An 18,503-nucleotide genomic window follows, 5' to 3' on the forward strand; every position below is an offset into this window, starting at 1 on the left:
TGCCTCCTCCCGGCTTGTTGATGTTGTTGCCGAGAGTGCACCTCGACGGCCATTTGTCATTGTTGGTCGGCCGTGCCCGGGTGCGTCGCGTCCTGATGGCTCCGGTGCTTCGAGCAACTTGTTGTTGTTGGGGCCCGAAGGCCTCGCGCCGTGCCGATGCTGTTCTTGTTGTCGGCAAGCGCCGAAGTCGTAGGGGCCCGGGTGTCTTGTTGTTGTTGGCGGGTCGGGCCCTGTCACGCCTGGCTGCCCTGTTGTTGTTGTTGGCAGTGGGTGACGTCCGGATTTGTTTTTCTTGCCCTAGATGTAGCAGGCCGCGTGCCAAAGATTAACAATCTGTTGAAAAACAGATGGTTATTAACAAGTCAAAAAGTTCGCGTCCTGGCGAGGGAGTGGAGTGTTACCCGATTGGCCCCGTCGCGGAGCACTGGCTGTGTGGGAAGGTAACAAAGGGTGCAAGCGGGGTGGCGGGAAGGCAGGCCCGCGGACCATGCCGCGGGTGCTTGCGCCATGGTCGCATGGCCAGGCGCCTCAGCCCGTGCTGCGGCGTGGGCTCTTCTTGCGGGGGATGCCCAGGCGCTGGCGGCGCTCCCACAGGCACTTGCGGCTGATGCCGAGCTTCTGGGCGAGTTCGGTCTCGCTCATCTGGTCCTGGTGCTCCAGCACGAAGTGCTGGAAGTAGTCCTCCAGGGAGAGGTCCTCCACGTCGCCGGCCTCCGGTTCCTCTTGGCCGGTGAGGGCCGGCGCGGGGGCCGGGGACCTGCCCGGCGGCTGGGGCGTCGGCGCGAGCCCCAGGTCGTCGGGATGGATGAGGTGCCCCTCGGCGAGGATCACACCGCGCTCCAGGGCATTCTCCAGCTCGCGCACGTTGCCGGGCCAGGGATAGTCGCGGATGGTGCGCCGGGCGGCCCGCGAGAGTCGCAGCCCGTCGCGCGCGTGGCGCCGGCAGGCCTTCTCCAGCAGGACGTCGGCGATCTCGAGGACATCGTCCTCGCGCTCGCGCAGGGCCGGCAGGTCGATCTGCATCACGTTGAGGCGGTAGTAGAGGTCGAGGCGGAACTCGCCGGTCTTCGACAGGCTCTGCAGGTCGCGGTGGGTGGCGGCGATCAGCCGCACGTCGACATGGCGGGTCTCCACCGAGCCGATCTTGCGGATCTCGCCCTCCTGCAGTACCCGCAGCAGGCGCGCCTGGGCGTCGAGCGGCAGCTCGCCGATCTCGTCGAGGAAGAGGGTGCCGCCATCGGCGGCCTCGACCAGCCCGGTACGCGAGGCACTGGCCCCCGTGAAGGCGCCCTTCTCGTGGCCGAACAGCTCCGACTCGATCAGCGTCTCGGGGATGGCCGCGCAGTTGACGCAGATCAGCGGCGCCTGGGCGCGGTGGCTCTGCTGGTGCAGGGCGCGGGCGACCAGCTCCTTGCCGGTGCCCGACTCGCCCTGGATCAGCACGGTGACATCGGCCGGTGCCGCCTTGCGGATGCGCGTGTAGACCACCTGCATGGCGAGGCAGTTGCCGATCATCGGCTGGCGGGTGCCGCCGGGTTCGGTGATGTCGGGCGGCTCGCCCTGCTGCGAGGCCTGCCGGTGCAGTACCCGGGCCACGGTCTCGAGCAGCTCGTCGTGGTCGAAGGGCTTGGCCACATAGTCCACGGCCCCGAGCTTCAGCGCCTCCACCGCGGAGCGCATGCTGGCGTAGCTGGTCATGATCAGCACCGGCACGGGGGCGGCGTGGGCGATCAGCTCGGTGCCGGGCTCGCCGGGCAACCGCAGGTCGCTGATCACCAGGTCGAAGCCCTGGGGCTCGAGTGCCAGGGCCTCGGCCACCGAGCCGGCCTCGCTGACCCGGTGCTCGTGGCGCTCCAGCAGCCGCTTCAGGGCGCTGCGGATGATGGCTTCGTCTTCAACGATCAGGATCCGGCTCATCGGCGCGTTCACCATGTTCTGGGTTGAGGGGCAGCCACAGGTGGATGCGGGTGCCGTTGGCCTGCCCGGGGGGCGGGGAGTCGATATCGATCTGGCCGCCGTGCTCGGCGATGATGCTGTAGACCAGCGGCAGGCCGAGTCCCGTGCCTTCGCCGGGAGGCTTGGTGGTGGTGAAGGGCTCGAACAGGTGGTCGCGCACCCGCTCGTCGATGCCATGGCCCCGGTCGGTGACGGTGACGTGAAGCCATGCGCCCTCGGGGGCGGCATCGATGGTCACCTCGCCCCCGGGGGCGCTGGCGTCGCGGGCGTTGCCGAGCAGGTTGACCATGACCTGCAGCAGCCGCTGGGCATCGCCCTCGACCTCGAGGCCGGCCGGGCAGCGGTTATGGTAGCGGATATCCTCCCCCGAGCGGGCGAGGTGGATCAAGTGCAGGGCCTCGTCGGTCAGCGTGTCCAGCGACACCGGGGCGAAGGGCCGGCCGGTCACGTGGCGGCCACCATGGGCGAAGCCCACCAGCGACTCGACGATGCGCGAGATGCGGTCGGTGAGCTGCTGGATCTGGGTGGCGGTCTCCAGCACCTCCGGGTCGTCGGTGTCGTAGCGCAGGTTCTGGGCCAGCGACGAGATCCCGGTGACGGGGTTGCCGATCTCGTGGGCCACGCCCGCCGCCAGCTGGCCGATGGAGGCCAGGCGGGCGGCATGCACCAGCTCGTCCTCCAGCCACTTCATCTCGCTGTGGTCCTCCACCAGGACCACGGTGCCGCCGCGCATCTCCTCATCGGCCGCGAGCTCGGCCTTGTGCAGGCTCAGGTAGCGGGTGGTGCCGTCCAGCGTCACCGCTTGCTTGTAGAGGTGGTCGTGATGCTCGAGGAGCACGCGTCCCAGCAGCGCCCCCCAGGGTGGCGGCAGGCCATCGCGGCGCGAGCCGACCACGCTGCTGCCCTCGATGCCGGAGAGCTCGGCGAGGGCGGCGTTCCACATCAGCAGCTCGTCGTCGACGCCGAAGGCACACAGCCCCACCGGCAGCCGGGTGAGGATGCGGCGGTGGTAGCGGCGCAGGCCGTCGAGCTCCCGGGCCAGGCCGGTCAGCCGGGTGCGATAGGCCTCCAGGCGGCTCTCGACGAAGTGGATGTCGTCATTGGGCTCCAGCCCGCCGCGGCGATAGGGCAGGTGGCGGTCGACGATGTCCTGGGCCACCGAGGGGCCCATCAGCCCCGAGAGGTTGGCCTGGATGCGGTCGCGCAGCCGGCGCAGCGCATAGGGGCGGCCATCCAGCGGCGACAGGCCAAGGTCGGTCAGGGCGCGGTCGACCTCGCGACCGGCGACCTCCTCGCCCAGGGCGCGGGCCAGGTGGTGCTTGAACTCCTCGCCGTTGCCGGCCACCAGCGGCAGGCGCTTGGGGCGGATCACCGCATCCACCGAACAGGCCTCGGCGGCGGCCCGCTCGCCGGCGGAGGTCGGTGTGACCAGCGAGACCAGGATGAGGGTCAGGATGTTGGCCGCCAGCGAGACCAGGGTCACCACGTACCAGACCGGCTCGCCGGCCAGTGCCTCGAGGCCCGGCGGCAGCAGCACCAGGGCCGGGAAATCGGTCAGCAGGGGCACCCAGGTACCGGCGAGCCACACCAGCACCCCCGCCGTCAGCCCGCTGACCATGCCCTTGCGGTTGGCGCCCGGCCAGTAGAGCAGCGCGAGCATGCCCGGCAGGCACTGGGCCATGCCGATGAAGGCGGCCAGCCCCAGGGTGGTGAGGTCGTGGTTCACCCCCACCAGGCGGTAGAAAAGCCAGCCGCCGAGGATCACCGCCACGATCAGGGCGCGGCGCAGCCAGCGCAGCCAACGATAGAGGTCGGGCTGGTCCAGCGGGCGGTGGGCGACCAGCACCAGGTGGTTGAGGATCATGCCCGACAACGCCAGGGAAATGATGATCATGGTGCCGCTGGTTGCCGCCAGGCCGGCGATGAACACCAGCCCCTGGAGCCACAGCGACTCGGAGAGCCCGTAGGCCAGGTAGGCGGTGCCCAGTCCGCCGGCATCGACCCCCAGGCGCTGGGCGGCCCACAGGATCAGCGGCACCGGCAGCGCCATCAGCAGCAGGAACAGCGGCAGCGTCCAGGCGGCCTGCAGCAGGGTACGCCGCGAGAGGGTCTCGGCGAAGGTGATGTGGAACATGTGCGGCATCAGGAAGGCCGCGGCGAAGAACAGCAACAGCAGGGTGCGCCACTGGGCCGGGTCGAGGTGGGCGACACTGGCCTGGGCCGCGCGCCCCGGGCCGTCCAGCCAGGCCTGGAGGTCCGCGGGGCCATCGAAGACCACGAACAGCGCGAAGGCCCCCAGTGCCAGCATGGCGATGAGCTTGACCAGCGACTCCAGGGCGATCACCGCGAGCAGGGTGTCGTGGCGGGCGTGGAGCCGGGTGTGGCGGGCGCCGAAGAGGATCGCGAACAGCGCGATCAGCGCGCAGAACAGCAATGCCAGCAGGGCCGGCGAGGCGGTGCCGGTCATCAGGTAGATGGTGTCGCCCAGGGTCTGCACCTGGAGGGCCAGCAGCGGCAGCACGGCCAGCAGGCTGATCAGGGTGATCAGGGTGCCGACCCAGCGTGAGCGGAAGCGGAAGGCGAAGAGGTCGGCCAGCGAGGCCAGCTGGTAGGTACGGGTCATGCGCTGGATCGGCACCAGCAGGACCGGGGCGAGCAGGAAGGCGCCCGCCACCCCCAGGTAGTAGGCGAGGTAGCCGTAGCCGGCATTGCCGGCCAGCTCCAGGCTGCCGTAGATCGCCCAGGCGCTGGCGTAGACCCCCAGCGCCAGGGTGTAGACCGCCGGATGGCGCGCGATGCGCGTGGGGATCCAGTGCCGCTCCACCGCCAGGGCAGCGAGGAACAGCAGCAGCAGGTAGCCGCTGCCGAGAGCCAGCAGGCCACCGAGGCTAGCGTTCATCGAGCTTCCTCTTCTGCTCCAGCCACAGGGTCAGGGCGATCAGCACTCCCCAGATGACGAAGGGGCGGTACCAGGCCACCTCGGGGCTGGCCCAGCCGCTCATCAGCAGCGGCGAGAGCAGGTACCCGCCGAAGACCAGGAACAGCATGATGCGATAGACGTACATGGCGGGCTCCTCTCAGGGCGCGACGGTGCCGGCCTGGCGGTGGGCCTCGGCGCGCAGCCGGGCGATCTCCCAGTGGGCGACGGCCCAGCGCAGCTGCTCGTCCACCGGCGCCGTGGCAAGCGTACGGGGCGGGGCCTGGTCCAGTGCCGCCAGAGCCTCATGCAGCAGCGGGCGCACGGCATCGTCCTGCTCCGGCAGGGCCGGCGCCAGGTTCTGCTTGGAGAGCTTCTGGCCGTCCTCGCCGATGATCAACGGCAGGTGCAGGTAGCGCGGTTCGGGGACGCCCAGGGCGTGCTGCAGCTGGCGCTGCCAGGGGGTATTGTCGAGCAGGTCGACGCCGCGCACCACGTCGCTGATGCCCTGGTCGGTGTCGTCGACCACCACGGCGAGCTGGTAGGCCCAGAGGCCGTCCTTGCGCTGGAGCACCACGTCGCCGAGCTCGGCCGGGTCGAAACGCTGCTCGCCGAACAGGCGGTCCTGCCAGACCACCGGGCGCAGGCCCAGGTCGCTGCGCAGTCGCCAGGCCACCGGCTTGCCGGGCTCACGCACCCCGTCTCGACACCAGCCGGGGTAGACGGCATGCTCGCGCCACTGCCGGCGCGAGCAGCTGCAGGGGTAGGCGAGCCCCAGGGCCTTGAGTCGCTCCAACGCGGCGGCATAGGCGTCGTGGTGGTCATGTTGCCAGGTGACCGGGCCATCCCAGTGCAGGCCGAAGGCCTCGAGCTGGCGCAGGATGGTGTCGGCGGCTCCGGCGGGGCAGCGCGGTGGGTCGATGTCCTCGATGCGCAATAGCCACTCGCCGCCGGCCTTTCGGGCATCCAGGAAGCTGGCCAGGGCCGCCACCAGGGAGCCGAAGTGCAGGGGTCCCGAGGGGGTCGGCGCGAAGCGTCCACGGTAGCGGCTCATCGGCGCTCCCTGTCGTTCGGGGCCGATACGCAAAGGGCACCCTGGGGTGCCCGTCGCGGGGTGGGGTCGAGGAGATCGGCATCGCCGCCTCAGCCGCCCAACTGCTTTTCCTTGAGCTCGGCCAGGGTCTTGCAGTCCACGCACAAGGTGGCGGTGGGCCGCGCCTCCAGCCGGCGGATACCGATCTCGACACCGCAAGCCTCGCAGAAGCCGTAGTCATCCTCGTCGATCTTCTCGAGGGTCTCGTTGATCTTCTTGAGCAGCTTGCGCTCGCGATCGCGGGTGCGCAGTTCCAGGTTGAAGCCCTCTTCCTGGGTGGCGCGATCGGCGGGGTCGGCGTAGTTGTTCGCCTCCTCCTGCAGATGGCGCACGGTGCGGTCGACTTCTTCCATGAGCTCCTGTTTCCAGCCCAGCAGGATCTGTCGGAAGTGCTCCAGCTGCTTCTCGTTCATGTACTCTTCACCCGGCGCCGGCTCGTACGGGGTGAATTTCTTGGGAGCTTCCATCTTCTTTTCTGCTACTGGCATGGGATTGCCTCGTTACTTGAGTGACTACTGATCAATACCCGCCATGGTGCCTGGTATCTCACGCCAAAGGGGTGCTTGTTTAGCGCAAAAAGCTTGGCCGTGCAACCCCTTGCGCAGCAGGGACTGCGCCGGCACGCCAAAAGTCGTAAGATGCCGGTTTTGACTCCCGGCCGCGGAAAAGATGCCCGTCGTGCCGCGACGTGTCGAGAGGAGCCGTGCATGTCCTGGAATCCGCGCGTCGAGCGCATCGCCCCCTTCCGCGTGATGAGCCTGCTGGAGACGGCCCAGGCCCGCGAAGCCTCCGGGCACGATGTCATCCATCTGGAGGTCGGTGAGCCCGATTTCCCGACCCCCGAGCCGGTGGTCGCGGCCGGTCGCGCCGCGCTGTCGGCGGGCCATACCCGCTACACGCCGGCGGCGGGGCTGCCGGCGCTGCGCGAGGCGATCGCCGGCCACTATGCCGAGCACTTCGGTGCCGCGGTCGACCCCAGGCGCATCCTGGTCACGCCCGGCGCCTCCGGGGCGCTGCTGCTGGCCAGCCAGCTGCTGGCCGGCCCCGGTGATCGAGTGTTGATGGCCGATCCCAACTACCCCTGCAACCGCCACTTCATGGCCCTGGCCGGCGCCGAGGTGGACGCCGTGCCGGTGGGCCCGGCCAGCGGCTGGCAGCTGGATGCCGGGCTCGTCGAGGCCCACTGGCGCGACGCTACCCGCCTGGCGATGCTCGCTACGCCCTCGAACCCCACCGGGCACATGCTCGATGCCGGGCAGCTTTCGGCGGTGGCCGAGACGGTGGCGGCGCGTGGCGGCCACCTGCTGGTGGACGAGATCTACCAGGGGCTCTGCTTCGATCTCGAACCGCTTTCGGTGGCCTCGATCACCGCCGATGCCTTCGTGGTCAACAGCTTCTCCAAGTACTTCGGCATGACCGGCTGGCGCCTGGGCTGGCTGCTGGCCCCCGAGGCGGCAGTGGAGCCCCTCACCCGGCTGGCCCAGAACGTCTTCCTGGCCGCCTCCACCCCGGCACAGCATGCGGCCCTGGCCGCCTTCACGCCCGAGTGCCACGGCATCCTCGAGACCCGGCGCCACGAACTCGGGCGGCGCCGCGATGCCTTGCTGGCGGGGCTCTCGCGCCTGGGGCTGGCGCCGTCGCTGCCGCCCCAGGGGGCCTTCTACCTGTGGCTCGACGTCTCACGCTATAGCGACGACAGCGAGGCCTTCTGCCGGGCGCTGCTCGAGGAGGAAAACGTCGCCATCACCCCGGGGACGGACTTCGCCCTGCACGGCGGTGAGCACCATGTGCGGATCGCCTTCACTACCGGCGAGGCGCGGCTGGAGGAGGCCGTGAGCCGCCTCGAGCGCTTCCTGGCGCGCCGCTGATGGAGTACCCGACCCTGGCCCCCGGGACTCTGCTGCGTCGCTACAAGCGCTTCCTGGCCGACGTGCGCCTCGATGACGGCCGCGAGGTGGTGGCCCACTGCCCCAATACCGGCTCGATGCGGGCCGTGAACGTGCCGGGGTGCCGGGTCTGGCTATCGCCCAGCGACAACCCGGCCCGCAAGCTGGCCTGGACCTGGGAGCTGATCGAGCTGCCCCGTCCCGACGGCATCACGGCGACGGCTTCGGTGCACACCGGACGCGCCAACCGCATCGTCGAGGAGGCGCTGCGCGCGGGGCGCGTGGCGGAGCTGGCGGGCTACGAGCAGATCCGCCGCGAGGCCACGGTGGAGGGGTCGAGACTCGACTTTCGCCTCGACGATCCCGAGCGCGGCTGTGCCTTCGTCGAGGTCAAGCAGGTGACGCTGAAGGAGAGCGACGGGCACGGCTACTTCCCCGACGCGGTGAGCGTGCGGGGTCGCAAGCACCTCGAGGCGCTGGCGGCATTGGCCGCCCGTGGACAGCGCGCCGTGCTGCTCTTCTGCGTGGCCCACGAGGGGATCGAGGACGTGGCCCCCGCGGCCCATCTGGACCCGGCCTATGCCGCGAGCCTGCGCGAGGTGGCGGGCCTTGGCGTGGAGGTGCTGGCGCGGCGCTGCGAAGTGACCCGCGAGGCCGGCGTGCCGGTGGCGATTCGCCTGGGATGCCGGCTGCCGGTCTCGCTCTTCCGCGAGGTGGACCCGACCGCCGTCGTCGATTGAGCCGAGAGGCTCGCGGATTCAGCGGTCGATATAGAAGCGCTGGATGAAGCTGACCTCGGCGGGCGCGGCATTGCGGTCGTAGCGCACGCGAAGGTCGAAGCGCATCGGGGCGTCCTCGTGGATGCGGAATACCGCCACCTGGGACGGCGTGTCGCCGATGCGCAGGCTGCGAAACGCCAGTGGCGTGGCGTCGCCCCCGTCGAGCCCGCCGATGCGACCGTCGACCGAGGCCGTGACCGGGCGGGTCGCGCCATCCTCGAGCTCCTCCATCACGCTGACGTTGAGCAGCGCCATGACCTGGCTGCGCGGGATGCCGTGCTCCCGCGCCACCGCCTCCGGCAGGAAGCTGGTGTTCACGGCGCTGTAGTGGATCTGGTAGTCCCCTACCTGCTGGTACTGCTGGGCCTGGGCCGGCAGGGTCAGCAGCAGCGCCAGGCCCATGGCCAGGGCCGCCAGGCTGTGTCGGATCATCGTCGGTTCTCCCTCCTCCGGTGTCTTGCCTGCGCCTCCCGGGTCACGCCCTGCGGCGGGCGACCCGGAAGATGGCGATCTCGCCGAACAGGTTGGGCCACCACCGCGAGGTCCAGTGTCCCTCGTGGTCACCGATCCCCACCGCCCGGTCGACAATGCTCAGACCCTTGTCGCGGCACAGGCGTTCAAAGTCGTTGAAGGTCGAGAGGTGGATATTGGGGGTGTCGTACCAGGCATGGGGCAGCGACCGGGACACCGGCATGTAGCCCTTGAAACCCAGGTAGGCGCGGTGGCGCCAGTAGGCGAAGTTGGGGAAGGTGATGATGCACTCCCCGGCAACGCGCAGCATCTCGTCGAGCATCAGGTCCGGGCGGCGCAGCGCCTGCAGCGCCTGGGTCATGACCACCAGGTCGCAGGCGTCATCCTCGAAGTTGGCCAGCCCCTCGTCGAGGTTCTGCTCGATGACGTTGACGCCCTTGGCCAGGCAGGCGGTGATGCCGTCGGGGTCGATCTCCAGGCCGAAGCCGGTGACCTGCTTGTCGCGGGCCAGCGCCGCCAGGAGCGTGCCCTCGCCGCAGCCCAGGTCGAGCACCCTCGCGCCCTGTGGGACCCAGTCGTGAATCAGCTTGAGGTCGGCGCGCATCATGGGCGGTCCTCCAGGCCCTGGTCGCGGGCGACGCGGTTCATGAAGGCGGCGAACACCGCCTGGTAGCGCGGCTCGGGCATCAGGAAGGCGTCGTGGCCGTGCGGCGAGTCGATGTTGGCGTAGCTGACGGCCTTGTTGGCACGGATCAGGGCGTTGACCAGCTCCTTGGAGCGCGGTGGCGGGAAGCGCCAGTCGGTGGTGAAGCTGACCACCAGGAAGGGACAGGCGGCGGATGCCAGGGCCCGGGCCAGGTCGCCGTGGTGGGCCGCGGCCGGGTCGAAGTAGTCCAGCGCCTTGGTCATCAGCAGGTAGGTGTTGGCATCGAAGGAGGTGGAGAAGGTGTCGCCCTGGTAGCGCAGGTAGGACTCCACCTGGAACTCCACGTCGTAGCCGAAGTTCAGGTCGTTGCTGCGCAGATCGCGGCCGAACTTGCTGCCCATGGCGTCTTCGGAGAGGTAGGTGATGTGACCCACCATGCGGGCGAGCTTGAGGCCGCGGCGCGGCGCCGTGTCATGGTTGGCGTACCAGCCCTCAAAGAAGTCACGGTCGGAGCGGATCGCCTGGCGGGCCACTTCGTTGAAGGCGATGTTCTGTGCCGATAGCTTCGGTGTCGCCGCGATGACCACCGCATTGGCGATGCGCTCGGGGTAGGCGAGGGTCCACTGCAGCACCTGCATGCCCCCCAGGCTGCCGCCGATCACCGCGGCGAAGCGCGCGATGCCCAGTCGGTCGGCCAGCCGCGCCTGGCTGTGGACCCAGTCTTCCACGGTCATGAGCGGGAAGTCGGGCCCCCACTGGTGACCCGTCGTCGGGTTCTGGCTGGTGGGGCCGGTGCTGCCGTGGCAGCCGCCGAGGTTGTTCAGCGAGACCACGAAGAAGCGTTCGGTGTCGATCGACTTGCCGGGGCCGATATGCGCATCCCACCAGCCCGGTTTGCGCTCGTCCGTTGCGTGGTAGCCGGCCGCATGGTGGTGGCCGGAGAGGGCGTGGCAGATCAGGATGGCGTTGGAGGCCTCGGCGTTGAGGGTGCCGTAGGTCTCGTACACCAGGTCATAGGCCGGCAGCGTCCTGCCACAGGCCAGGGCCAGGGGGTCGTCGAAGTGCGCCGTCTGGGGCGTCACCAGGCCGACCGAATCGCGGGGGAACTCGGGCATCAGTCGTGTCGTGTCCAGTCGTGGGTGTCGGCCGGCCTCACAGGCCGACCAGGGCACCGGCGATGCCGGCGGCACGGGTCAGCGAGCCGACCACGATACCATCGATCAGGCTGATGGCGATGAACACCACGATGGGCGAGAGGTCGATCATGCCCAGTGGCGGGATCACCTTGCGCACCGGCGCCATGATCGGCTCCACCAGCTGCATCACCAGCAGGGCGCCGGGATGGCTGGCCTGGGGCGCCACCCAGCTGAGGATGATCATCACGATCAGCGCGAAGAAGTAGATCTTGAGGATGGCGTTGGCGATGGCGGCCAGCGAGCCGATCGCCACGCCGGCGATGGGCGCCATGCCGAAGCCGGCGATCTGCAGGATCACGATGATGCTGATCGCCTTGATGACGAAGGCCGTGGCCAGAGTGGCCAGGTCGAAGCGAGCCATCACCGGTCCCAGGAAGCTCTGGAAGGGACGTACCGCCGGCTGGGTGATCTTCACCACCGACTGGCTGATGGGGTTGTAGTAGTCGGCCCGGGATGCCTGCAGCAGGAAGCGCAGCATCAGCAGGAAGATGTAGATGTTGATCAGGGTGTTCACCAGCAGCAGGCCGGCGCTTCCCAGTTGACTGCCCATCGGGGCTCCTCCATGTCTTGAAACGTCGTCGTGTCAGCCCGCCTGGGTGGCGGGCTGTCGGGTCAGCGCTTGCCGAGCTCGTCGGCCATCTCGCGGGCGCGGTCGGCACAGGCGGTCATCGCCTCGGCCATGATGCGGCGCAGGCCGGCCTCCTCGAGGTGTTCGATGGCGCGTTCGGTGGTGCCGCCGGGCGACATCACGTTGCGCTTGAGCTCGGCGGGTGGCTTGTCGCTCGAGAGTGCCATCTTGGCCGCGCCCAGGGCGGTCTGCATGGCCAGCCGTCGGGCGGTGTCGGCGGGCAGGCCCAGCGTGGCGCCGGCCTCTTCCATGGCCTCGAACATCAGGAAGAAGTAGGCCGGGGCGCTGCCCGAGACGGCGGTGACCGCATCGAGCAGGGCCTCGTCGTCGACCCACTCCACCAGGCCCACGGCCTCCATTAGCTCGGTGGCGAGCCGGCGCTGGGCGTCGTCGACCTTGGCATTGGCGTAGAGCCCGGCGGCCCCGGCACCGACCAGCGCGGGGGTGTTGGGCATGCAGCGCACCAGCGGCAGGTCGCCGCCGAGCCAGTGCTCCAGGGTCTCGGCGGGCAGCCCCGCCGCCACCGAGACGATCAGCGGCCGGCGTGCCTGGACGGCATCGCGCATCTTCTCGCAGACCTCGCGCATGATCTGCGGCTTGACCGCCAGCACCACCACGTCGGACTCGGCGACGGCTGCGGCGTTGTCGGTCGCGGTCTGGATGCCCAGCCGTTCGCGCAGCGGGGCGAGGATATCGTCGCTGGGCGAGGTAGCCGTGATGTCGTCGGGCGAGAAGCCGCTCTCGATCATCCCGCCGATGATGGCGCCGGCCATGTTGCCGGCGCCGATGAAGGTGACTCTGCTGGCCATGGGTCTGTCCTGTGTCGGTCGACGAATGTGGCCGGCATGGTTCTCCGGCGTCTGGTGGTTGTCACTCTTGTGCGGTGCGTTCCCCGAAGATCGCGGTGCCCAGGCGGACCAGGGTGGCACCCTCGAGCACGGCGGCCTCCAGGTCGGCGCTCATGCCCATGGAGAGGGTGTCCAGCGGTGCCTCGGGGAAGCGCACGCGGAGCCCCTCGAGGGCCTCGCGAAGGCGGGCGAAGGGCGCGCGCTGGGCGTCCATTCCCTCGGCCGGCGCGGGGATCGCCATCAGCCCGCGCAGGCGCAAGCGGGGCAGCGTCTGAACCGCCTCGGCCAGGGCGGGCAGTGCCGCGAGCGAGACGCCGGACTTGCTCGCCTCGTCGCTGATGTTGACCTGCAGGCAGATGTCCAGCGGGCCAAGCGCCTCGGGGCGTTGACCATTCAGACGCCGGGCGATCTTCTCACGGTCTACGCTATGCACCCAGGCAAAGTGCTCGGCCACGTCGCGGGTCTTGTTGGATTGCAGCGGACCGATGAAATGCCAGACGATGGGGTCCAGGTCCGCCAGCTCGGCCTGCTTGTCTAGGGCCTCCTGGACATAGTTCTCGCCGAACTCGCGCTGGCCCAGGTGCCAGGCCTCGCGGATCATGGCGGCGGGCTTGGTCTTGCTGACGGCCAGCAGCCGGGCGGCATCGGCGGGCCGGCTGGCGGCGTTCAGCGCCGCGGCGAGCCGGGTGCGGGCAGCGGCCAGGGACTCGGAAAGTACCAGGTCCGTCATGTCTGAGTGTCTGTCATACTGGTCATACTGAAGGGAACCTTATCCCGGGAGCAGGGGAAACGCATGGATATTACCGAACTGCTGGCATTCTCGGCAAAACAGAAGGCCTCGGATCTCCACCTCTCGGCGGGCCTGCCGCCGATGATTCGCGTCGATGGCGACATCCGCCGGCTCAACGTGCCGGCCATGGAGGACCGCGAGGTCCGCAAGCTGATCTACGACATCATGGCGGACCGCCAGCGTCGCGACTACGAGGAGTTCTTCGAGACCGACTTTTCTTTCGAAGTGCCGGGCGTCTCGCGCTTCCGTGTCAACGTCTTCAATCAGGCCCGCGGGGCCGGGGCGGTGTTCCGTACCATCCCCACCGAGGTGCTGACCCTGGAGGACCTGGGCATGGGCACGGTCTTTCGCCAGCTCTCCATGCTGCCTCGTGGCCTGGTGTTGGTTACCGGTCCCACCGGCTCGGGCAAGAGCACCACGCTGGCGGCGATGATCGACTACATCAACGACAACCGCTTCGAGCATATCCTCACCATCGAGGACCCGGTGGAGTTCGTTCATCGCAGCAAGCGCTGCCTGGTCAATCAGCGCGAGGTGCACCGCGACACCCTTGGCTTCGCCCCGGCGCTGCGCAGCGCCCTGCGCGAGGACCCGGATATCATCCTGGTCGGCGAGCTGCGCGACCTGGAGACGATTCGGCTGGCCCTCACCGCCGCCGAGACCGGCCACCTGGTGTTCGGCACCCTGCACACTACCTCGGCGGCCAAGACCATCGACCGGATCATCGATGTCTTTCCCGGTGATGAGAAGTCCATGGTGCGCTCGATGCTCTCCGAGTCATTGCAGGCAGTGATCTCCCAGGCCCTGCTCAAGCGCCAGGGCGGTGGCCGGGTGGCGGCTCACGAGATCCTCGTGGCCACCGCGGCGGTGCGTAACCTGATCCGCGAGGACAAGGTGGCGCAGATCTACTCGGCGATCCAGACCGGTGGCAACCTGGGCATGCAGACGCTGGATTCCTCGCTGGCGCGCCTGGTGACGGACAACATGGTGGAGCGCGACGAGGCCCAGGCCAAGGCCAAGGGCGTGCTGGCGAGCTGAGGAAGACACAATCAAAAAAAGGAGCAGGGACATGACGGCAACAGAATGGCTCTACCAGCTGCTGGATATCATGGTGCAGAAGGAGGCGTCGGATCTGCTGATCTCCGTGAATGCGCCACCGACCTTGAAGATGGCCGGCCAGCTCACCCCCCTGGGCGAACAGGGGCTCAGCGTGGCACAGGTCACCGAACTGGTCGGTGCCTCGATTCCCGATACGTTGCGGGAACGCTTCCGAGTCGAGCACGAGGCGAACTTCGCGCTGAGCCTCCGGGGCAAGGGGCGCTTCCGCGTCAGTGCCTTCCAGCAGCGCAACCAGATGGCCATGGTGATCCGGCGTATTGGCTTCGAGATTCCTCATCTGGAAGAGCTGTCGCTACCCGCCACGCTCGGCGATCTGGCCAATAACAAGCGCGGCCTGGTATTCGTGGTCGGGGGGACTGGCACCGGCAAGTCGACCACTCTGGCGTCGATGATCCAGCAGCGCAATGAAACCTTGGGGGGCCACATCATCAGCGTTGAGGATCCCATCGAGTACGTGCACCCGCACCGCAAGGCGATCATCAATCAGCGCGAGGTCGGCATCGACACCGAATCTTTCGAGGTGGCGCTGAAGAACACCCTGCGCCAGGCACCGGACGTGATCCTGATCGGCGAGGTGCGTACCCGCGAGACCATGGAGCACGCCCTGACCTTTGCCGAGACCGGCCACCTCTGCCTGGCGACCCTGCATGCCAACAATGCCAACCAGGCACTGGATCGTATCATCAACTTCTTTCCCATCGAGCGACATGCCCAGGTGTGGCTCGACCTCTCGCTCAACCTGCGGGCCATCGTCGCCCAGCAGTTGCTGCCCACGGTGGACGGCGGACGCTGCCCGGCTATCGAGATCATGCTCAAGTCGCCGCTGATCGGTGACCTGGTGCGCAAGGGGGAGGTCTCCGAGATCAAGAATGTCATGACCCGCTCGCGGGACCTCGGCATGCAGACCTTCGACCAGGCGCTCTTCGATCTCTTCAAGGCCGGCAAGATCACCGAGGAAGTGGCGCTGGTGCATGCCGATTCGGCCAATGACCTGCGCATGATGATCAAGTATGGCGACGAGAGCAGCGAGGGCGTGAGCCAGGCCCGGGAAGCGGCCAGCCATCTGTCGCTGCGCGGCGAGGACGACTTCTAGGGCGCCCGAGGCTCAGGAGGTGTATAGGCCGCCCAGCACCCGAGGGCCGGCGGCGCCGGTCACCGAGGGCAGGTTGCCGGGCAGTCCGGCCAGTCGCCGCCACGCCAGCCAGGCGAAGGCGCCGGCCTCCAGCCACTCGGCGGGCCAGCCCCAGTCGTCCCCGGGAACCAGCGGTGTCTCGGGCAGCCGGCGGGCCAGGCGGGAGAGCAGGTCCGGATTGCGGGTGCCGCCGCCGCAGGGCACCAGCACCGCGGCCGGCGGGGCATCGAGTCGCTCCCGGGCCATCCCCACGCCGAGCGCCACGCTGGCCGCGGTCAACTCGGCCAAAGTGGCCTGGACGTCCTGCGGGGCTTCCCTGCCTTGCAGGTGCCCCTGCAGCCAGTCCAGGTGGAAGAGCTCCCGGCCCGTGCTGCGCGGCGGTGGCAGGTGGAAGAAGGGCTCCGCCAGCAGCCGTTCCAGCAGCGCCTCGTCGACCCGTCCCGAGGCCGCCCAAGCGCCGCCGGCATCGAAGCGTCCCCCGCGATGCCGGGCATGCCAGGCATCCAGCAGGGCATTGGCCGGGCCGGTGTCGAAGCCCAGCGGCGCGCGTTCGTCCTCGGCGGGCGGCAGCAGGGTCAGGTTGGCGAAGCCGCCGAGGTTGAGCACCAGGCGCCATTCGCCGTGCACCCGCAACAGCGCCTCATGGAAGGCCGGCGCCAGGGGCGCGGCCTGGCCGCCGGCGGCCAGGTCGCGACGCCGGAAGTCGGCCACTACCGGGCGAGCGGTGAGTTCGGCCAGCAGGCTCGGGTTGTCGAGCTGCAGGGTATAGGCCGGGCCGCCGTCATGGCCTCGCGGGGCGTGCTCGATGGTCTGGCCATGGCTGCCGATGGCCGAGATGGCCGCTCTCTCCACCCCGCTCGAGGCGATCAGTGCCTCGACGGTAGCGGCCTGCAGGCGGCAGAAGGCGTCCTCGGCGGCCGCCAGTTCGGCAAAGGCCACCCGGTCGGCATGGCAGAGCCGCCACAGCAGGTCGCGCAGCGTCTCGGGCATCGGCGTCTCATGGGTGGCGACCAGGCGGGGTGTGCCGCCCTCCCGGATCTCGACGAGGGCGGCATCGATGCCGTCGAGGCTGGTACCTGACATCAGGCCGATGAAGAGGCTCATGGGGACTCCCGGGCGGGCTCAACCGTGGATGGCCGGACATGGTAACATCCCCGACCATTCGACTACCGAGTGCCCGCGGGGCCGCGGGCCGCCTGCTGAGTGGAGAGGAGACAATGACCGATGTTGCTGGCGCCCTGGCGCTGCTGAACCGCGGCACCCACGAGATATTGCTCGAGGAGGAGCTGGTCAAGAAGCTGGAGTCCGGGCGCACGTTGCGCATCAAGGCGGGCTTTGACCCCACCGCGCCGGACCTGCACCTGGGGCACAGCGTGTTGCTGACCAAGATGCGCCAGTTTCAGGACCTGGGCCACGAGGTCATCTTCCTGATCGGCGACTTTACCGGCCGCATCGGTGATCCCACCGGCAAGAACGTGACGCGCAAGCCGCTCACCGAGGAGGAGGTCAAGGCCAACGCCCAGACCTACAGGGAGCAAGTGTTCAAGATCCTCGATCCCGACAAGACCGAGGTGCGCTTCAATGCCGAGTGGTTCTCCGCCATGAGTGCGGCCGACATGATCGAGCTGGCCGGCCAGAGCACGGTGGCGCGCATGCTCGAGCGCGACGACTTCGACAAGCGCTACAGCGCGGGTCAGCCGATCTCCATTCACGAGTTCCTCTATCCGTTGGTGCAGGGGTACGACTCCGTGGCGCTGGAGGCCGACGTGGAACTCGGCGGTACCGACCAGAAGTTCAACCTGCTGATGGGTCGCGAGGTCCAGAAGCACTTCGGTCAGGCGCCCCAGGTGGTGATCACCATGCCGCTGCTCGAGGGGCTGGACGGCGTGCAGAAGATGTCCAAGTCATTGGGCAACTATGTCGGGGTCGACGAGGCGCCGGGGGCGATGTTCAACAAGCTGGTCTCGATGCCCGACAGCCTGATGTGGCGCTACTTCGAGCTGCTCTCGCTCAAGCCCAATGAGGAGATCGAGGCGCTCAAGCGCGATGCCGAGGCCGGTGCCAACCCCCGTGACATCAAGATGATCCTCGCCCGCGAGCTGATCGGCCGCTATCACGGCGAAGAGGCGGCGGCCAACGCCCACCGCTCTGCCGGCAACCAGCTGGCCGAGGGGGAGTTGCCTGAGGACCTGCCCGAGGTCGAGGTCGACTTCGAGGGCGGTGCCCAGGCGCCCATCGCCGCGGTGCTGAACCGCGCGGGTCTGGCCAACAACAGCGCCCAGGCCAAGGACATGCTGGGTAACGGCCGGGTCAAGGTGAACGGCGACGTGGTCCAGCGCGACCACATGCTGGAGACCGGGCGCAGCTATGTCATCCAGGCGGGCAAGAAGCGCTATGCCCGGGTGACCATCGCCTGACCCTTGTCGGCAAGGCCTCCCTACCCACGACGCCCGCCTCGCGCGGGCGTTTTCGTCTCTGCCGGCGGGCCAAGTCATCCACAGGCGGTCGGCGCGACATATTTCTTCCCGAGGGTCTTGCGTGGTCCCGTGGGAATCCGTAGAGTACGCACTCGCTGCCGGCAACGGGCAACGTTGCAGGCGGTGATAAGTGGCAGAAATGCTTGTTTCCATTTGGGTTTTTCGAAGAAGTTCTGGAAATTCCCGCTTGACGAACTCGCCGCATTCGGTAGAATGCACGCCACTCGTGACAGAGACCCGCTGAGGGCTTTTCTTGAATCAGCTGAGGGCTCTATCGGCCGCCATCTCGATGGCACGATGATCGCCCAAGACGCTTCTTCGGAACGCCTCGCAGGGTTGACACCGACAGCCGATCACGTAGAATACGCCTTCCTCGCAGGGCGCCGACGAGACCGCCGCTTCATCAGAAGCAGCCGGGCACGACGGCAACAGCGAGACGCTCCGCGCTTTCTTTATTCGAGCCCGGAGCCGCTCTTTAACAATCGATCAGGTAATTCATGTGGGCGCTTGTCGGGATGTTGGTGACCAGTCACTGAAACATTCAAGGCAAGCGACTCGTCAAGGA

The 18,503-nt window shown here is 68.4% G+C and carries 17 protein-coding genes; 5 read left to right on the forward strand and 12 right to left on the reverse strand.

What is annotated here, in order from left to right:
- Positions 1-528: 528 nt before the first annotated feature.
- From OP497_RS12605 to dksA, 5 genes are all read right to left on the reverse strand, one after another.
- On the reverse strand, positions 529-1,917 hold the full coding sequence (locus OP497_RS12605) for a sigma-54 dependent transcriptional regulator (RefSeq protein WP_280548909.1): 1,389 nt from the start codon (positions 1,915-1,917) through the stop codon (positions 529-531).
- A complete protein-coding gene (locus OP497_RS12610) occupies positions 1,895-4,855 on the reverse strand; it encodes an ATP-binding protein (protein WP_280548911.1) in 2,961 nt (986 codons plus the stop codon). Before OP497_RS12610 ends, OP497_RS12605 begins: the two co-directional genes overlap by 23 nt.
- Complete coding sequence (locus OP497_RS12615; RefSeq protein ID WP_166644658.1) at positions 4,845-5,021, reverse strand: hypothetical protein; 177 nt, start codon at positions 5,019-5,021, stop codon at positions 4,845-4,847. The genes OP497_RS12610 and OP497_RS12615 overlap by 11 nt, the downstream gene beginning before the upstream one ends.
- A 12-nt stretch (positions 5,022-5,033) precedes the next feature.
- The gene (gene gluQRS, locus OP497_RS12620; protein ID WP_280548917.1) at positions 5,034-5,927 is read right to left on the reverse strand and encodes a tRNA glutamyl-Q(34) synthetase GluQRS; all 894 of its coding nucleotides are present in this window, start codon (positions 5,925-5,927) and stop codon (positions 5,034-5,036) included.
- Between the two features lie 89 nt (positions 5,928-6,016).
- Positions 6,017-6,454, reverse strand: a complete 438-nt coding sequence (gene dksA / locus OP497_RS12625) for an RNA polymerase-binding protein DksA (RefSeq protein WP_280548919.1) — start codon at positions 6,452-6,454, stop codon at positions 6,017-6,019.
- Between the two features lie 219 nt (positions 6,455-6,673).
- On the opposite strand from dksA, the gene OP497_RS12630 reads away from it, so the two are divergent.
- Both OP497_RS12630 and sfsA read left to right on the forward strand, forming a co-directional pair.
- Positions 6,674-7,834 carry a pyridoxal phosphate-dependent aminotransferase gene (locus OP497_RS12630; protein ID WP_280548921.1) on the forward strand — a complete coding sequence of 387 codons (1,161 nt, stop codon included), beginning with the start codon at positions 6,674-6,676 and terminating at the stop codon, positions 7,832-7,834.
- Positions 7,834-8,592 carry a DNA/RNA nuclease SfsA gene (sfsA, locus tag OP497_RS12635; protein ID WP_280548923.1) on the forward strand — a complete coding sequence of 253 codons (759 nt, stop codon included), beginning with the start codon at positions 7,834-7,836 and terminating at the stop codon, positions 8,590-8,592. Before OP497_RS12630 ends, sfsA begins: the two co-directional genes overlap by 1 nt.
- A gap of 18 nt (positions 8,593-8,610) precedes the next feature.
- Here the strand turns inward: sfsA and OP497_RS12640 are convergent, their stop codons facing one another.
- From OP497_RS12640 to OP497_RS12665, 6 genes are all read right to left on the reverse strand, one after another.
- Complete coding sequence (locus tag OP497_RS12640; protein ID WP_280548925.1) at positions 8,611-9,063, reverse strand: DUF4426 domain-containing protein; 453 nt, start codon at positions 9,061-9,063, stop codon at positions 8,611-8,613.
- A gap of 43 nt (positions 9,064-9,106) precedes the next feature.
- Entirely contained in the window at positions 9,107-9,706 is a 600-nt protein-coding gene (gene metW, locus OP497_RS12645; RefSeq protein ID WP_040183966.1) for a methionine biosynthesis protein MetW, read from the reverse strand.
- Positions 9,706-10,863, reverse strand: coding sequence for a homoserine O-acetyltransferase (locus tag OP497_RS12650; protein ID WP_280548927.1), 1,158 nt, complete (start codon positions 10,861-10,863; stop codon positions 9,706-9,708). The genes metW and OP497_RS12650 overlap by 1 nt, the downstream gene beginning before the upstream one ends.
- Positions 10,864-10,900: 37 nt before the next feature.
- Positions 10,901-11,494 carry a YggT family protein gene (locus OP497_RS12655; protein ID WP_280548929.1) on the reverse strand — a complete coding sequence of 198 codons (594 nt, stop codon included), beginning with the start codon at positions 11,492-11,494 and terminating at the stop codon, positions 10,901-10,903.
- A 62-nt stretch (positions 11,495-11,556) separates the two neighbouring features.
- Entirely contained in the window at positions 11,557-12,381 is an 825-nt protein-coding gene (gene proC / locus OP497_RS12660; protein WP_280548930.1) for a pyrroline-5-carboxylate reductase, read from the reverse strand.
- A 61-nt stretch (positions 12,382-12,442) separates the two neighbouring features.
- Positions 12,443-13,150 (reverse strand): YggS family pyridoxal phosphate-dependent enzyme, encoded by a 708-nt coding sequence (locus OP497_RS12665; RefSeq protein ID WP_280548932.1) that lies wholly within the window; start codon positions 13,148-13,150, stop codon positions 12,443-12,445.
- A 63-nt stretch (positions 13,151-13,213) separates the two neighbouring features.
- Here OP497_RS12665 and OP497_RS12670 point away from each other — a divergent pair, with 63 nt between their 5' ends.
- Complete coding sequence (locus OP497_RS12670; RefSeq protein ID WP_280548934.1) at positions 13,214-14,248, forward strand: type IV pilus twitching motility protein PilT; 1,035 nt, start codon at positions 13,214-13,216, stop codon at positions 14,246-14,248.
- A gap of 31 nt (positions 14,249-14,279) precedes the next feature.
- Positions 14,280-15,422, forward strand: coding sequence for a PilT/PilU family type 4a pilus ATPase (locus OP497_RS12675; RefSeq protein WP_280548936.1), 1,143 nt, complete (start codon positions 14,280-14,282; stop codon positions 15,420-15,422).
- Positions 15,423-15,434: 12 nt separating this feature from the next.
- Here OP497_RS12675 and OP497_RS12680 read toward each other — a convergent pair whose 3' ends face one another.
- Positions 15,435-16,565, reverse strand: a complete 1,131-nt coding sequence (locus OP497_RS12680) for an anhydro-N-acetylmuramic acid kinase (RefSeq protein ID WP_280548938.1) — start codon at positions 16,563-16,565, stop codon at positions 15,435-15,437.
- A gap of 113 nt (positions 16,566-16,678) precedes the next feature.
- On the opposite strand from OP497_RS12680, the gene tyrS reads away from it, so the two are divergent.
- Entirely contained in the window at positions 16,679-17,878 is a 1,200-nt protein-coding gene (tyrS, locus tag OP497_RS12685; protein ID WP_280548940.1) for a tyrosine--tRNA ligase, read from the forward strand.
- Positions 17,879-18,503 lie beyond the last annotated feature (625 nt).

Origin of the sequence: Halomonas sp. 11-S5, assembly GCF_029889825.1 — a bacterium.
Lineage (GTDB): Bacteria > Pseudomonadota > Gammaproteobacteria > Pseudomonadales > Halomonadaceae > Halomonas.

What these genes read in the sequence shown, in the direction of transcription:
- OP497_RS12605 (WP_280548909.1), bottom strand. Translation starts at nt 1,917, where the DNA reads ATGAGCCGGATCCTGATCGTTGAAGACGAAGCCATCATCCGCAGCGCC.
- OP497_RS12610 (WP_280548911.1), bottom strand. Translation starts at nt 4,855, where the DNA reads ATGAACGCTAGCCTCGGTGGCCTGCTGGCTCTCGGCAGCGGCTACCTG.
- OP497_RS12615 (WP_166644658.1), bottom strand. Translation starts at nt 5,021, where the DNA reads ATGTACGTCTATCGCATCATGCTGTTCCTGGTCTTCGGCGGGTACCTG.
- gluQRS (WP_280548917.1), bottom strand. Translation starts at nt 5,927, where the DNA reads ATGAGCCGCTACCGTGGACGCTTCGCGCCGACCCCCTCGGGACCCCTG.
- dksA (WP_280548919.1), bottom strand. Translation starts at nt 6,454, where the DNA reads ATGCCAGTAGCAGAAAAGAAGATGGAAGCTCCCAAGAAATTCACCCCG.
- OP497_RS12630 (WP_280548921.1), top strand. Translation starts at nt 6,674, where the DNA reads ATGTCCTGGAATCCGCGCGTCGAGCGCATCGCCCCCTTCCGCGTGATG.
- sfsA (WP_280548923.1), top strand. Translation starts at nt 7,834, where the DNA reads ATGGAGTACCCGACCCTGGCCCCCGGGACTCTGCTGCGTCGCTACAAG.
- OP497_RS12640 (WP_280548925.1), bottom strand. Translation starts at nt 9,063, where the DNA reads ATGATCCGACACAGCCTGGCGGCCCTGGCCATGGGCCTGGCGCTGCTG.
- metW (WP_040183966.1), bottom strand. Translation starts at nt 9,706, where the DNA reads ATGCGCGCCGACCTCAAGCTGATTCACGACTGGGTCCCACAGGGCGCG.
- OP497_RS12650 (WP_280548927.1), bottom strand. Translation starts at nt 10,863, where the DNA reads ATGCCCGAGTTCCCCCGCGATTCGGTCGGCCTGGTGACGCCCCAGACG.
- OP497_RS12655 (WP_280548929.1), bottom strand. Translation starts at nt 11,494, where the DNA reads ATGGGCAGTCAACTGGGAAGCGCCGGCCTGCTGCTGGTGAACACCCTG.
- proC (WP_280548930.1), bottom strand. Translation starts at nt 12,381, where the DNA reads ATGGCCAGCAGAGTCACCTTCATCGGCGCCGGCAACATGGCCGGCGCC.
- OP497_RS12665 (WP_280548932.1), bottom strand. Translation starts at nt 13,150, where the DNA reads ATGACGGACCTGGTACTTTCCGAGTCCCTGGCCGCTGCCCGCACCCGG.
- OP497_RS12670 (WP_280548934.1), top strand. Translation starts at nt 13,214, where the DNA reads ATGGATATTACCGAACTGCTGGCATTCTCGGCAAAACAGAAGGCCTCG.
- OP497_RS12675 (WP_280548936.1), top strand. Translation starts at nt 14,280, where the DNA reads ATGACGGCAACAGAATGGCTCTACCAGCTGCTGGATATCATGGTGCAG.
- OP497_RS12680 (WP_280548938.1), bottom strand. Translation starts at nt 16,565, where the DNA reads ATGAGCCTCTTCATCGGCCTGATGTCAGGTACCAGCCTCGACGGCATC.
- tyrS (WP_280548940.1), top strand. Translation starts at nt 16,679, where the DNA reads ATGACCGATGTTGCTGGCGCCCTGGCGCTGCTGAACCGCGGCACCCAC.